At 50.0% G+C, this 13,201-nt stretch carries 13 protein-coding genes; 6 read left to right on the top strand and 7 right to left on the bottom strand.

Annotation, left to right across the window (positions count from 1 at the left end; all coding sequences use genetic code 11):
• Positions 1-344 precede the first annotated feature (344 nt).
• Entirely contained in the window at positions 345-1,337 is a 993-nt protein-coding gene (locus tag FAY32_RS01430; RefSeq protein WP_143461583.1) for an NAD(P)/FAD-dependent oxidoreductase, read from the bottom strand.
• A 40-nt stretch (positions 1,338-1,377) separates the two neighbouring features.
• On the opposite strand from FAY32_RS01430, the gene FAY32_RS01425 reads away from it, so the two are divergent.
• A complete protein-coding gene (locus FAY32_RS01425) occupies positions 1,378-2,133 on the top strand; it encodes an alpha/beta fold hydrolase (protein WP_143461579.1) in 756 nt (251 codons plus the stop codon).
• Here the strand turns inward: FAY32_RS01425 and FAY32_RS01420 are convergent.
• On the bottom strand, positions 2,118-3,161 hold the full coding sequence (locus FAY32_RS01420; RefSeq protein ID WP_143461577.1) for a PrsW family intramembrane metalloprotease: 1,044 nt from the start codon (positions 3,159-3,161) through the stop codon (positions 2,118-2,120). The two genes, FAY32_RS01425 and FAY32_RS01420, sit on opposite strands and share 16 nt — an antisense overlap.
• A 550-nt stretch (positions 3,162-3,711) precedes the next feature.
• Here FAY32_RS01420 and FAY32_RS01415 point away from each other — a divergent pair.
• Both FAY32_RS01415 and FAY32_RS01410 read left to right on the top strand, forming a co-directional pair.
• The gene (locus FAY32_RS01415) at positions 3,712-4,671 is read left to right on the top strand and encodes a nucleoside hydrolase (RefSeq protein WP_143461576.1); all 960 of its coding nucleotides are present in this window, start codon (positions 3,712-3,714) and stop codon (positions 4,669-4,671) included.
• 218 nt (positions 4,672-4,889) lie between these two features.
• Positions 4,890-5,237, top strand: coding sequence for a hypothetical protein (locus tag FAY32_RS01410; protein ID WP_143461574.1), 348 nt, complete (start codon positions 4,890-4,892; stop codon positions 5,235-5,237).
• Positions 5,238-5,971: 734 nt separating this feature from the next.
• Here the strand turns inward: FAY32_RS01410 and FAY32_RS01405 are convergent.
• From FAY32_RS01405 to FAY32_RS01385, 5 genes are all read right to left on the bottom strand, one after another.
• The gene (locus FAY32_RS01405; RefSeq protein ID WP_143461572.1) at positions 5,972-6,634 is read right to left on the bottom strand and encodes a hypothetical protein; all 663 of its coding nucleotides are present in this window, start codon (positions 6,632-6,634) and stop codon (positions 5,972-5,974) included.
• A gap of 96 nt (positions 6,635-6,730) precedes the next feature.
• Complete coding sequence (locus tag FAY32_RS01400; protein WP_143461570.1) at positions 6,731-7,546, bottom strand: Cof-type HAD-IIB family hydrolase; 816 nt, start codon at positions 7,544-7,546, stop codon at positions 6,731-6,733.
• Positions 7,547-7,667: 121 nt separating this feature from the next.
• Complete coding sequence (locus FAY32_RS01395; protein WP_143461568.1) at positions 7,668-8,471, bottom strand: alpha/beta hydrolase; 804 nt, start codon at positions 8,469-8,471, stop codon at positions 7,668-7,670.
• A 10-nt stretch (positions 8,472-8,481) separates the two neighbouring features.
• On the bottom strand, positions 8,482-9,750 hold the full coding sequence (locus tag FAY32_RS01390; protein ID WP_143461566.1) for a PTS transporter subunit EIIC: 1,269 nt from the start codon (positions 9,748-9,750) through the stop codon (positions 8,482-8,484).
• A gap of 80 nt (positions 9,751-9,830) precedes the next feature.
• On the bottom strand, positions 9,831-10,646 hold the full coding sequence (locus FAY32_RS01385; RefSeq protein ID WP_143461564.1) for an HAD-IIB family hydrolase: 816 nt from the start codon (positions 10,644-10,646) through the stop codon (positions 9,831-9,833).
• 287 nt (positions 10,647-10,933) lie between these two features.
• Between FAY32_RS01385 and FAY32_RS01380 the strand changes: the two genes are divergently transcribed.
• From FAY32_RS01380 to FAY32_RS01370, 3 genes are read left to right on the top strand one after another with little or no spacing between them, the layout of a single operon-like run.
• Positions 10,934-11,689 (top strand): DUF2087 domain-containing protein, encoded by a 756-nt coding sequence (locus tag FAY32_RS01380; RefSeq protein WP_143461562.1) that lies wholly within the window; start codon positions 10,934-10,936, stop codon positions 11,687-11,689.
• 7 nt (positions 11,690-11,696) lie between these two features.
• The gene (locus FAY32_RS01375; RefSeq protein WP_143461560.1) at positions 11,697-12,020 is read left to right on the top strand and encodes a GIY-YIG nuclease family protein; all 324 of its coding nucleotides are present in this window, start codon (positions 11,697-11,699) and stop codon (positions 12,018-12,020) included.
• A gap of 9 nt (positions 12,021-12,029) precedes the next feature.
• Positions 12,030-12,695, top strand: a complete 666-nt coding sequence (locus tag FAY32_RS01370) for a chloramphenicol acetyltransferase (protein WP_143461558.1) — start codon at positions 12,030-12,032, stop codon at positions 12,693-12,695.
• Positions 12,696-13,201: the final 506 nt, after the last annotated feature.

Raw genomic sequence — 13,201 nt, 5'->3', positions numbered from 1 at the left:
CGCTATCCGCTACCATAATTGCTAATCGGTCACGTAGCCGAGAGTGAGCCAAATTTGGACCTAGCCGTGGGATTTTTCAAATGATCTGCTTGAAAAATGGCGACTTTGAGACAGTGAACTTTCCGGCTCAAAGCGAGGTCAAAGACCGCTCCTCAGGCTTTGACCGTCCTGCCCACCGCGTTCCGGTCCAAATTTGGTGAACGGTAAGGCGGACAACCTAGACAATATTGGGGTGGCTATTGTATCAGCCGCTTCTAACATTCGATTGCTGGGGATATAAAGAAGCTGGCCGTTCGATCTTTAAATCGAAGGGTCAGCTTCTTTGGTGTTTAGCCGAAACTGTTCTATTGTTTAGTGGTCAGGGAGGTACTGTGAACCGGACCCCGACGATCTGGGAAAAATTTGCTCATGATGGCTTGAACTGCGACGGGCGCCTCACCATACCCCGTTGCAATCAGCGGTTGTTTGCCAGGATACATGACCCCATCACCAATGGCGTAGATTCCGTCAACATTGGTGGCCATAGTGCTGTCCACCGCAATCAGTCGGTGGTCTTCTGCCAAATCTACGTCCCAAGCATCCAAGGCGTGGTGGTCGGCGGTGAACCCGTAGCTCACGACCAACTTATCAACAATCTGATGGACCGGCTCCGCGTCGGCGCCCACTGGCTTCAAAATAACATCGAGTTGGTCACCAGCCGCCTGCAGGTCCCGAATCAGGTATGGCGTCTTCACGTTGACCGTGGACGCGTTCAAGAGGTCGACCATGTGTGCCAACCCACGGAACTGTGCGCGCCGGTGAAGCAACGTCACTGATTTGGCAACCGGCTCTAACATTAAGGCTTGGTCAATCGCCGCGTCGCCACCGCCAGCAACCATCACGTTTTGATCACGGAACGTTTCCAAGTCCCGCGCGCTGTAAAAAAGCTGCTTACCGGTAAAGGCATCCGCCCCAGCCACGTTTAATTTCCGGGGCGTAAACGCACCATTTCCCACCGCAATGATGACGGCACGCGTCTGGCTCGTCTCTTTAGCTGTCGTGACTGTGAAGCCCGCTTCATTCGGTGTAATATTGGTAACAGCTGCGCCCGTCTTAATCGTTAACGGAAATTGCTTGAGCTGTTCTTGCTGAGCGGCGACTAAATCACGGCCCTTAACCGCTGGTAAGCCGGCAACGTCTAAAATCGTTTTTTCAGGATACAACGCGTTGATTTGACCACCGAGTTCCGCAAGACTTTCCACGACCTGTGTCTTGGCATTATGCATACCAGCGTAAAAGGCCGCAAACATGCCAGCAGGGCCGCCACCAACAATGGTAATATCGTAATTTTCCGTCATGATCAAAGACTCCATTCTAAATTTTTAGGAGGTGGTCACCGTGAAGCATCGTCGCGGTCTCACCGTTTTAATGACAATTTTAATTGTACTGAGCGGTCTCGGGTGGTGGTGGCACAGTCGTTGGCAAGTTATGAACCAAGTTCGCGTCCCCCAGACCCACACGGCGACCCTCTTTTTGCCGGGAAATAGTGGTGCCTGGCTCTCCATGCGCAGTATGGTGTTAAGCCTAGACCGACCCCACCTTGCGTCATTTCCTCTAACCGCACACGTCAGTCAGAACGGTCGGGTCACCTGGCAACAGCATCACGCCATCACCACGAACGCGCTCATTCCCGTTATCTTTAAGGATAACACGCACGCTCTGCGCCAGTCGCGTCAGTTGATCACCGTGCTTGACCAACTCCACGACCGCTACGGCATCACCCACGTCAACTTTGTCGGCCACTCCTCGGGGGGAACGATTGCCTATGACTATTTGAATCACCGGCCCCAAGCGCCCGTAACCGTTAGCCGCTTGGTCTGCATTGGTGCCGATTTTCCCGAACGCCAGCCGCTAAGGTACCACTATCCGCAACTGCACATTCTTAATTTAGCCGGTGAAATCGAAAATGTGGGCAACGACAGCGAGGTCCCAGCGAACACGGTCACCCCCATGCGGCGGCTGGTCGCTGGCCGCGTTGGCAGTTACCACTATGAAGCGGTCCGTGGCCCCGTTTGGCAAACGCAGCATTCTCTATTACATGAAAATCCCCAACTCGATGTCAAAGTCATTCGTTTCCTCTATCCGCCCAGCTGAGTGCGTTTGAGGATACGCTGCCCCTGTAACGTCCGCGCTTCACGCAGACCGGCATTGATCAAAACGAAGATGGCGACCCACCCGATGGCAATCAACAGCCACTGCTGGAGGTAAAGAATGTCGAGCAACGCAAAGGGCGCGTTCCAATCCCAGATGGCGTGCAAGGCCACTGCTAGCAAGTAGAAGCGTAGAAATTTCGGCTTGACCATGCTACTTCTAGTCACGGGTTGATGGCCCTCTTTAGCCAAAATAATCGCGGCTCCCATGATTGCTGACCAAATCGTATGGGTGCCGATGGCTTGCCAACTGCGCATCAGTAATGTGACCAGTCCGTACTGACCGGTGTAACCGGCCGTCTCAAAGACCGCAAACCCGGCGCCAATAGCAGCTCCCACCAATAAGCCATTAAAAATATAGTTCAGATGGAACCGATTAATGAAGGCTGCAATCACCAGCATCTTGGCGGTCTCTTCAATGAAGCCAACGATCAACGCCGACTCCCACGAGGTCCCATTTCCCGATGGAATCAGGGAGTACAAAATCATCGTGGCGACCAGGGAAAGAATCCCGCCGACCAAGAAGACCGTCATTAACTGATAGACCGAAATATTGCGGAAAACGTTAATTTCAAAAAACATGATCAACAGGGCAAATGGTACGGTCAACGACCCGATGAAAATCATGCCAGGAACCGCATTGTTACTGCGGAAGACCAGAAACAACATGGCCAGTAAGACAAAACTGGCCCCGAGCAACGCAAAGACCCGTGAAAATAGCCAGGGCTTCACTGGTGCCGCCGAAACGGCTTCCAGTGAGGGCGTGGTTTCTTTGGTGCCGACAATAAATAAGGCCTCGGCATCATCAAGGTCGTGCGGCTTAAAAACTTCTGTAAACATGGAGAACAAGTGAATCTCGACGACCTTATTCTCACCAGTCCACTCGTTCATTTCCTTGGTTGCATCATCTAATAAATGATTATGGTATTGAAACCGTCGCTTGAACGGTTTTACGGTCTCTTTATCGGCCATTACCTTAATCCCCCTTCATCGCTTCTTTTAATTTAGTTAACGTAACACCGGTCATACCTGTTCACACCACAACATTGCCGCCAACACTAGGCAACCTGGTAGTTGTGTCGCCTTACCGGCTGGCAGGTGGTGCGAACACCACTTGAAGTCTCGCAAGACCCGCGTCTACGTTTTCGACTAAGTCAGTAAGAAGTGTACTTACTGACTAAACTTTTCTCATCCCTAATTTGACGAGCAAAGGCACCGACCAAGTATGACGCTGAGCAAGTTAATTAGCCCAGCTTGCCGGCTAGCTGGACTGACTATTTTTTCTGTCGGTCCCATCTGACGCCCAACTTCCAGCCTTCTCTGAGTACCCACTAGCGCCATCAATTATTTTTTTCAGGCCATGGCTAGCCAACAATGCCCGTTAAACCTGTTCCCTATCTTACCTTGAAGTCGGGTCAGCTTCAACTTGGTGTGCGAGTGAGCTTGCTAAATGTAACCAGTTACATTATAGTTAGAGTAGGCTTTATAGCTTAAATAAGAATCAAAGGGGAGACAATATATCATGGCAAAACGCAAAATGATTTTGGACTTGGATACTGGTATTGACGATTCACTTGCAATCGCTTACGCATTAGGTGCTCCTGATGTCGACTTAATCGGGATCGTTGGCTCTTACGGCAACGTTGTCGTTGAAGCCGGTGGCCAAAACGCATTGAAGATTTTGGAATTATTGGGCCATACCGACATTCCAGTATACTTAGGTGAAAGTCATTCATCAACTTCAGATCACTTCGACCGCATGGAAGTTAGTGCAAACATTCACGGTCAAAACGGGATCGGTGAAGTTGAATTGCCAGAACCAACCCGTGCCATCGAAAAAGAATCCGGTGTTGATTTCATCATCGACGCTGCACATAAGTACGGTAAGGATCTGACCTTAGTTCCAACTGGTCCAATGACCAACTTAGCTGCTGCTTTGAAGAAGGCCCCAGAAATTGCCCACGAAATCGGCAATATGACCTTCATGGGTGGTGCCCTGACCATGCCTGGTAACGTTACTGCTTACGCTGAAGCCAACATCAACCAAGATGCTGAAGCCGCTAACGCCGTTTTGACTAGCCCACTTCACTCTACTATGGTTGGGTTGGATGTCACGTTGCGGACCCTCTTAACCAAGAAGGAAACCCAACAATGGCGTGACTTAGGCACCGTTGCCGGTGAAAAGTTTGCCGACATCGTTGACTACTACATCGAAGCCTACAAGCAATTCAACGACAACTTGGGTGGCTGTGCTTTGCATGACCCACTAGCTGTTGGGGTTGCTTTGGACCCTAGCTTCGTTACCACGATTGACTTGAACATGGTGGTTAACTACAACAAGGAAACCTACGGCCGGACTATCGGTGACGATAACCGTCTGAACGAACCTACGAACGTTAAGGTTGCCGTAATGGTCGACAAGGACCGTTACCTCAAGGTCTTCATGAACTACTTAACTGCTCTGTTCAAAGCTAACAAGTAGACTTAAATCGACATGATCTCCCCTGATTGACCGCTACCCCCATCCTGTGTGGATGGGCCAGCGGTTAATCCGTGGTGGTAAAACGGTTTATGCCTCAGAGAAAAGGCGTTCGCCAGGCGAACGCCTTTTTTGTACGGTTATGGTCGAATAGCTTTACTCTGGTTGAGAAATCCCCTAGACTGTATAGAAACAATCTTAATGAAACGGAGGTGGCTGCCTTGCACCCCACCATTCAACCCGAACACCGTGTCATCAACGGTCTTAATTATCTTAGTGTCATCTTCATGCCCGTTGGGTTTCCGCTACTTGTCCTCATCACTAGTGCATTTACCCCATTAGCGCCAGACATTCGCCGGTCAGCGCGGCATGCCCTTTTCCTCCAGCTACTTCCCTTTATCAGCTTCATTGTCTTCATGTTAAGCTTAGGCGGCTTATCCATTTTCACCAGCGTCGACAGTCGCCTACTAGTCGGCGGCAGTTTCCTAGTAACCGCGCTGCTCATTCTCATTAGCATTGGCCTCTATCTGTACAACATCTACCGGGCCATTCGCATCTTTGCGAGCTAAAAATGTCAAACTTGGTCGATCTGGACCCGTCATCCATGATTTGGGAAGTGAGTTTCCAGTTCAGCTAAAGGTTGAAAGCTCCAAAGTACGGTTCATGCCTGTTCTACCAACAACCGTAGCTCTAAAAGTAGGCAACTTGGTGGTCTGGTCGCCTTACCGGCCGGCAGATATGAGCTGAATCGGTGCGAACACAACTTGAAGCCTCGAAGGTCACGAGTCTACAAGCTTGGTTTTCTACTAAGCCAGTAAGCAGATCACTTACTGACTAAGTAGAACGACGCGCCTGAGCTCATATCTGCCGACCTCTCGGCTTACATTGTGCTTTCGGACGACTTTGATAGTAACCGTAACGGTTGTTATCAGTCGAATTCAAAAATGCTAGGTAGCTGTGGTTTACAACCGTTGTCTTGATAACACACCGTCAGCGCCGGAGGAGGCCAGGGATGGAGCCGGCCGTGAAAGTGGTGTTAGCTGGCGACGAATTTTCCGCCAGCTTACAGCACGGGCGACTTTGGAGACACATGCTCTTCGTGGCTTCAAAGCGAGCGAGAAGACTGGTGTTCTTCTAGGCTGAAGCGTCCCCACAGCAGTCGGAATCTCTGGCAGCCATAGTGCGCTTAATTTATAATGGTGCGACTGCTTACCCACACTGAATATCTTTCTTTAGCAGTTCAGTTTAAACCCTGAAAAAAACGTCGCCACGACAATCGTGACGGCGTTTTTGAATCTACTAATTATGATTTGTAGTTGAAGTTGTTGACCATGGTGGTTACCCCTTGATCGGCATACTTCGTGGCGTATTCTTCTTGTTGTTCTTCAGTCAAAGCACCAGAATCCGCAAAGGCCTTTAAGTATTGCTTGTACAACGTTGGCTTAACGTACTTCTTAGCGTACGCTTCAGCGGGACTCTTCTTGACCTTAGTGTACGTGTAAGTCTTGCCGGTCGTGCCTAACCGCCGATTAGCCTTACTCCCCGTTACCTTAGTGGTAAAGGTCGTACTGGTCTTCTTGGTCAACTTGAACGTGTAGACCGTCTTAGTCAATGACGTTGTCGTCTGGCCATCAGTCGTCGTGAACTTGATCAGCTTATACTTGGTCGTCAGCGTCCGCTTGTTCTTGCTAAGCTTAATGGACGTTGGCACCCCGTACTTCACGTTTGGCGTAGTCCCAAAGTCGCCGAAGATCAGCATTTGGCCGGTCTTCTTATTGGCGGCCTTGTAAGTCTTAAAGTAAAAGGCTGTCTTTGATTTGTCACTCTTGTAATAACGCTTTAAATCCGTATTCGTAAAAGTTGGTTTGGCTTTCGTTTTAGCACTGGCAACGCTTGGTGAAACCACGCCGCCTAACGTCCCCACAGCCATGACGACCAATCCTAACTTAATCCAAAAACGCTTCATACCAAAAATCCTCCTTCAAATCTTCCCTTTAATTCATCCGCTCATCTGTTTACATACTGCCATAGGCATTGTTCAAACACAAGCGACATGCCTGCTTTAATTTTTGAGTTCCGTAAAGACCTGTTCCAGATAAGCCGCAATTCCCGCCTCATTGTTGCTCTTAGGGGTAATATGGTCGGCAGCAGCCTTGACTTCCGGTTGGCCATTTAACATCGCGACTCCATCGCCAGCAGCCTTGATCATTCCCAGATCATTTTCCGCATCACCAAACGCCATCAGATTGCTGAAATCCCAGCCAAAGTGTGTCAGCAGTTGGCCTAATCCCACAGCTTTGTCCATATCCGCTGCTAAGAATTCTAAAATCTTAGGCTGTGAGCGAACAACGTGATATTGCTCGCGCATGGCCGGCGTCAGATTCGCCACGACGTCATCTAAAACTGTCGACGCCGTTGCCATCACCGCTTTACTGAACAAGTGGTCCGGTAACTCGTTAAAGGGCGTTGGCGTAAATGTCATAGGCGCCTTCAACATCCGTTGATATTCTGACTTAGCGAGATCTGCGACCGGATAAACCTGATCGAAGTCTAACACGTCTAAAGGATAGCCGTGAGCCGCCGCAAATTCATGGAGGGGCTTAAAGTCATTGCGACTCAGACCACTCTGGGCTAAGGCTTCCTTCGTGGTATTTTGAATTACTAACGCCCCGTTAAACGTGATGGTGTAATCTTCTGCGGTCGTTAGCCCCAGTTGCTCGAGATATCCCCAGATGGCGTTAATTGGCCGTCCAGTACACAGTACCACCTTAATCCCTGCCGTGTGTAACTGCCGTAGTGCAGCTGCGTTGGCCTCACTGATAGTCTTATCCGTGTTGAGTAAAGTCTCGTCTAGGTCGAGCGCAATCATTTTAATCATTCGTCATTGACCTCCGTTTCACTGTCTAGTTTACACGTAACCGTTACCGAAATAAACAGCGTTTCTAGGATAGTTATGGCAAATTTACGGCGTCAGATCAGGCGGACACAACTCACTTGTTTCAAAGTAAATACTGCTGAATCAGACTAACGATCTGCTGATTTTCCGGAAGATTAGCGTGATTGGCATTCGCTCCGGTGACCGTCATCTGCGTAAAGTTTTTGACCTGATTTTGAAAGATGTACTTGCCGCGATTGACGCTGTCGAATGGCACAATTCCGTCCCCTGTATAGGTCTTACTCCCCGCAATCGAATAGACGACCAGTTGTTTCGGCAACCGATCACGATTGGCACAAAGTCGCTCAAATAGCGGCGTGTCGACTGTCGCATCCTGCTCCTCCAAGTTAAATGGCGAAGCAATCGTCAGCAACCGGTCAGCATGCACGCGTGTGGCCGCCAATTCATCTTCCATGAATAGGGTTAATACCAGGCCACCGTTGGAGTGCCCCATTGCCGAGAAGTGATTAAAACCATACGTCTTCTGTAAAGCACGAAAAGCAATACCAAACCATTTTGCTTGCTTTTCAATATTAGTCGCACCATCGTGACGGTTCTCAAACCCCACGACGATGTAAGGCCGCATGTCATCTTGCCGAACGGCCCCAGAGTATTTCAGCGTGCCATTCGTCATAACTTCCACCCGCAAAAGGCTGTGCTTGGTTCCCGAATTTTTATTCAACTCTTTGACTAACGCGTTGAAGCGATTCTGTGTCGCACTGGACCCCGGCACCAAAAATACCGGTGCAATCATACTACGATAGTTTGCGCGGACATGAGCTTCTTGATGGGGGCGCCAAATGAATCCGGGTAAGCACAGCAAGAAGATGGCCCCTAAGATCAGCCAGAAACTACGCAATGTTCGCATCCTTCTCATCCTACTCACCCCTTCGTGCTAGTTGGAACCACTTCACAAACGGATAATAAATGGCGGTGCTGATGCCAAGGTTAATAAACGCCAAGACTAGCGCTGCCCAACTGCCACCGGTTCCCAGATAAGCAATCAAGGGCCCCGGTGTCCCGTTCGCAAGGGGATAGGCCACCGCCGGAACGAGTTGTAGGCGCACGCTAGCCCAACTGATAACGGTGCAGGCCAGTGGTGCCGTCAAAAAAGGAATGGCTAGAATGGGACTGAACATCACTGGTAACCCCACTAGTAGTGGCGTGTTCAGATTTCCCAGTGTGGGCAACGCACTCAGCCAGCCGATTCGCCGTTGCAGAGGGTCCGGCTTGCTGAGAAAAATAGCGAGCAGGAGGGCTAAAACCATCCCCGTTCCGCCCATGGTCGTATAAGCGGTCACAATCGTGTGTAACGTCACTGGATGAGGCAATTGCCACCCACTGTGGGTCAACACGGCCGCTAAGTTCTGCGCCGTTTCAATCGTTTGACCGCTTCCAGCCGTCAATGGTCCCAGTGCGCCTAACCACTGGAACATACTACTTAACGTACTGAATCCCAACAGACCCAGAATAAAATGTGGCAACTTAAACGGCCAGCGAACGATGCTGGCGAAGGCCACATTCAGTCCCACCGTCTGTGTGCTGATCCACAACAGGCCTAACGCCGCCATGAGTAGCAACCAACCACTGGTAATGGTCAGTGTTCGCGGTAAATTCTCTTCAACCGTTGATTCGCGCTGTAGCCACCAGCGATAACCGTCACCCACTAGCAGTCCCATCAAGATACCAATACAGACACCCTGAATTCCCAGATTCGTCGACAGCCATTGCACGGGCTTTAACGTTAGCACTGAGGCGCGGTCCACGTTGAAAAATTTCAGGCTGATCACGGCCGTCATGCCGGCAATTAACCGATCGGTCGCATGCGGCGTGACGGCGGCGACTAAGTAAAAACTCACAGCAAAAGCCAGCAAGATAGCCGCAAATCCTAGTGTACCAGCACTGACCAGGCGAAAGTAAGCCCGTAACACCTTGAGTGGCCACCCCCACTGGCTCACGCCCAAAGTCTGATAGTAATAACCCGTCTTCTGTAACCAAGCGCTATCAAAAAAGTCCGCCAGGCTCCCGAGGAGAATGACTGGAAAGACGAGTTTCAACGATCGGTAAATTGCGTTCATTTGCCGACTGCGATGCCATTTAATCTCTAATCCGATTAGATACTCCCCTAATGGACTAATTTGTGCCATAACCCCTCACCCCCATTACCAGTGATTTTACGTGATAACGACGATGTTGGGGGTCAAAAAATAATCGGTTCGGAAGTCCCTCAAACTAGCCACGTCTCTATCTGTGCCATAACCGCCCCTTGATCGTTTGTTAATGATAACGCGGCCCCGTTGGCTAAAAGTTCTGGCGCTGCGTTGGCCACCGCCAAGCCCTGACCGACCAATTGCAGCATGGCTAAATCGTTCCCCGAATCGCCAAACGCCGCCATTTTGTGCGGCTCAATCTGCCACAAGTCGCCCAACTGGCTGAGGGCGGCCGCTTTGCTAACGGTCGGCAGACTCACGTCAAAGCCGCCTACCCCACTGCTAGTGGCTTTTAATTTTCCAGCGAATTTCTGGTTAAAGGCGACCTCTTGGGCACTCACATCATCTCGCAGCCAAGTCACGTCTAGCTTAAGAATGTCATCCTGCACGGTACTGAGGTTGGAAACACTGGTGAGACTCGGATAAAACGCACGTGACGCTTGAAACCGTTGACTATCACTAGCCAGTTCGGTGTACGCGGCGGTGACCCCACAGGCAATCAAAAAGTTATCTGCCATGATGGGGGCCGTCTGAATCCAACGGACTGCGGCTCGCCAATCCACCATTGCCATGGGTCGTGATGCTAAAATCGTCCCATCCGCTAAGGCAATCAGGGCACCATCCTCGACCACGTAAGTTAGTTCAGCTGTATTGGTCAAGCCTGTAAAGAGACTTAGCGCGTGGTCTAATGGGTCGCCGGTAGCGACCACGAAACGGATTCCCCGCTGCCGCATTTTCCCTAAGAGTTGATCAAACCGGCGATGATCATAGCCCCCCGCATCATTTAAAAATGTGCCATCTAAATCCGTTGCAATCACACGTGGTGTCGTCATGGTCGTCCCCCCTTAAAAGTAATTTCCATACTACCCGATGCAGTAGCGAGAAGCAACGAAATCCGCTTACAAATATTGTTATACCGCGGTTTCCTGCGATTGGTGACGTTTTCTACACGCTCAAAATGTCATCGGCCAACCGCCTGCTATTTTTTAGCGTGATGTTGGTAAAATAAATAAACTTAGAATTTTATTGTTGACAGTTTCGATAAACATTTGTACACTAAGGCTACTGATAGTCGGAAATTGCTCACAATTACCGACTAACTAAAAGGAGTAACCGACACATGACACAATCTGATCTCACGTTAACCGAACTCAAACAGGGATGGCACCAAACGCCGACCGCTTTTATCTGCAATACCTGCCATGCCGCTTTTGCAACGGACGAGGTGTTTGCTGCCAACGACAAATTTTATCCCGCCGACCAAATGATTCGACGCCACGTACGCGCGGAACATCCCCATCGGGTGACCGACCTGATCAACGACGATAGTAAGTACAATACCCTAACTGCCAAACAACGTGAACTGCTCGAGGCCTTTCACAGTGGCCTCAAGGATGCCGATATCGCCAAGCAAAATCAGGTAGCCGCCGCCACGGTTCGCCATCAAAAATTCACCTTCCGTGAAAAAGCCAAACAAGCACGACTCTATCTGGCAATTTACGACAACGTTTTTGACCACCCCAACGCTCCCGAAGACCAATTACTCGCCATTCCCGAACAGCCAGGCAGTCTGGACGACCGTTTCATCATCACTCAGTCCGAGTATCACCAAAGCCTGCAACGCTATTTGACAACCTCTGGCGTTGGCATTCAACTCAAACGCTGGCCGAAGAAACAAAAAGCGGTCGTTGCCCTTCTGTCACGAATCGTTCAGGAAATCCCACGCGACCAACACTTTACGGAAGCTGAAATTACAGCTATTCTCAAGCCAATCTTTGCCGATTATGCCATTCTGCGGCGCTCACTGATCGAATACGGCTATCTCGACCGCACTGCCGATGGGACCGACTATTGGCGCGTCAATACAAGGAGTTAAGTTAATTATGAATCATAAAGAACTTATTCAAAAATACAAAGCAACCCCCACATTTTATGGCGTGATTCAAATCAAGAATAACCAGTCCGGCAAGACCTTCATCGATGTGGTCCCGAACATTCACAACCGCTGGGGCTACTACCAGACCAACCTGAATGGTAATTTTTACCACGACACCGACCTTCAGCGAGACTGGAATCGACTAGGGGCCGACGCCTTTAGCTACAGTGTTCTCTGGAAAAAAGACACGGCTGGCGTCGACCACCTCCGGCAAACATTAAAAGAACTCAAACAAACGTGGCTCGACAAGTGTGAGCCCGCATATAATTAAGGAGCTAATATGACACTAAATACAACCACCACACCGATTGACCTCGCCACTTGGTCACGGCGCGACTACTTTTACTACTTCACAAAAATGATGCCAACTGGATTTACCGTCAACGTCGACCTCGATATCACGGCGACGCACGCCTGGCTGAAAACTCATGGATACAAGTTCAATCCCGCTTACCTTTACTTGGTCTCTAAAGTATTGACTAGATTCCCCGAATTTCGCATCGGCAGGGAAAATGACCAACTTGTGCGCTACGAGGTTCTGCATCCGTCCTACACCATTTTTCATGAGGACGACCACACCATTTCTAACCTGTGGACTGCCTATGAACCGGAATTTCAGACATTCTATCAGAATTATTGTGCGGATATCGCGGCATACGGCGACCAGCACACCCCCGCACCTAAACAACCTCAGAGCGCCAATTTATACATGATTGGTAGCATTCCTTGGACCAACTTCACCAGTTACGTGCCGCTGCCCTTTACGCCACTACAGACTTTCTTTCCTGTCATTCAGGCGGGTAAGTTCACCGCCCACGATGGCAAATGGACCATGCCCCTCTCCGTGACCACCCACCACGCGGTCGCAGACGGCTACCATGTCAGTCAGTTACTGACGATGATTCAAACGGCCTTTAACGAACCTGAAGATTGGTTAACAGCTTAGCCGACCATGAACTGCCCCAGCTGTTTGTAGCGGAGTCTTAATCAATTTATTAACGTCCAAATTTTTCAGCATTAGACACCAAAAAAGTAGTCATCATCTGCCAAAATTCAGATGATGACTACTTTTTTTGATGGCGACTAAAGGTTGAAGGATAAAACTCAGGCCTCATCACAGTGTGGGTAAGCAGTCACACCGTTAAATTAGGCTAAATTGGGCGCACTGCGGCTGCCAGGGATTCCACCTGCTGTGGGGACGCTTCAGACTGGAAGAACACCAGTCTTCTCGCTCGCTTTGAAGCCACGAAGAGCATGTGTCTCCAAAGTCGCCCGTGCTGTAAGCTGGCTGAAAATTCGTCGCCAGCTAACACCACTTTCACGGCCGGCTCCATCCCTGGCCTCCTCCGGCGCTGACGGTGTGTTACCACGTAACCAGCTGTAGACTCACAGTTACTTAACCGTTCTGGTCCAAGTGATTACCATATCGTTAGTCTCAGTGTCGTCCGAAAG

The organism is Levilactobacillus enshiensis (assembly GCF_007115095.1).
Classification (GTDB): domain Bacteria; phylum Bacillota; class Bacilli; order Lactobacillales; family Lactobacillaceae; genus Levilactobacillus; species Levilactobacillus enshiensis.
The sequence above is the reverse complement of the archived record's forward strand: the minus strand, read 5'-3'. Positions and strand labels throughout refer to the sequence as shown.

Excerpts from the sequence above, each read along its gene's own strand:
- FAY32_RS01430 (WP_143461583.1), bottom strand. The coding sequence starts at position 1,337 with ATGACGGAAAATTACGATATTACCATTGTTGGTGGCGGCCCTGCTGGC.
- FAY32_RS01420 (WP_143461577.1), bottom strand. The coding sequence starts at position 3,161 with ATGGCCGATAAAGAGACCGTAAAACCGTTCAAGCGACGGTTTCAATAC.
- FAY32_RS01415 (WP_143461576.1), top strand. The coding sequence starts at position 3,712 with ATGGCAAAACGCAAAATGATTTTGGACTTGGATACTGGTATTGACGAT.
- FAY32_RS01405 (WP_143461572.1), bottom strand. The coding sequence starts at position 6,634 with ATGAAGCGTTTTTGGATTAAGTTAGGATTGGTCGTCATGGCTGTGGGG.
- FAY32_RS01400 (WP_143461570.1), bottom strand. The coding sequence starts at position 7,546 with ATGATTAAAATGATTGCGCTCGACCTAGACGAGACTTTACTCAACACG.
- FAY32_RS01395 (WP_143461568.1), bottom strand. The coding sequence starts at position 8,471 with ATGCGAACATTGCGTAGTTTCTGGCTGATCTTAGGGGCCATCTTCTTG.
- FAY32_RS01390 (WP_143461566.1), bottom strand. The coding sequence starts at position 9,750 with ATGGCACAAATTAGTCCATTAGGGGAGTATCTAATCGGATTAGAGATT.
- FAY32_RS01385 (WP_143461564.1), bottom strand. The coding sequence starts at position 10,646 with ATGACGACACCACGTGTGATTGCAACGGATTTAGATGGCACATTTTTA.
- FAY32_RS01380 (WP_143461562.1), top strand. The coding sequence starts at position 10,934 with ATGACACAATCTGATCTCACGTTAACCGAACTCAAACAGGGATGGCAC.
- FAY32_RS01375 (WP_143461560.1), top strand. The coding sequence starts at position 11,697 with ATGAATCATAAAGAACTTATTCAAAAATACAAAGCAACCCCCACATTT.
- FAY32_RS01370 (WP_143461558.1), top strand. The coding sequence starts at position 12,030 with ATGACACTAAATACAACCACCACACCGATTGACCTCGCCACTTGGTCA.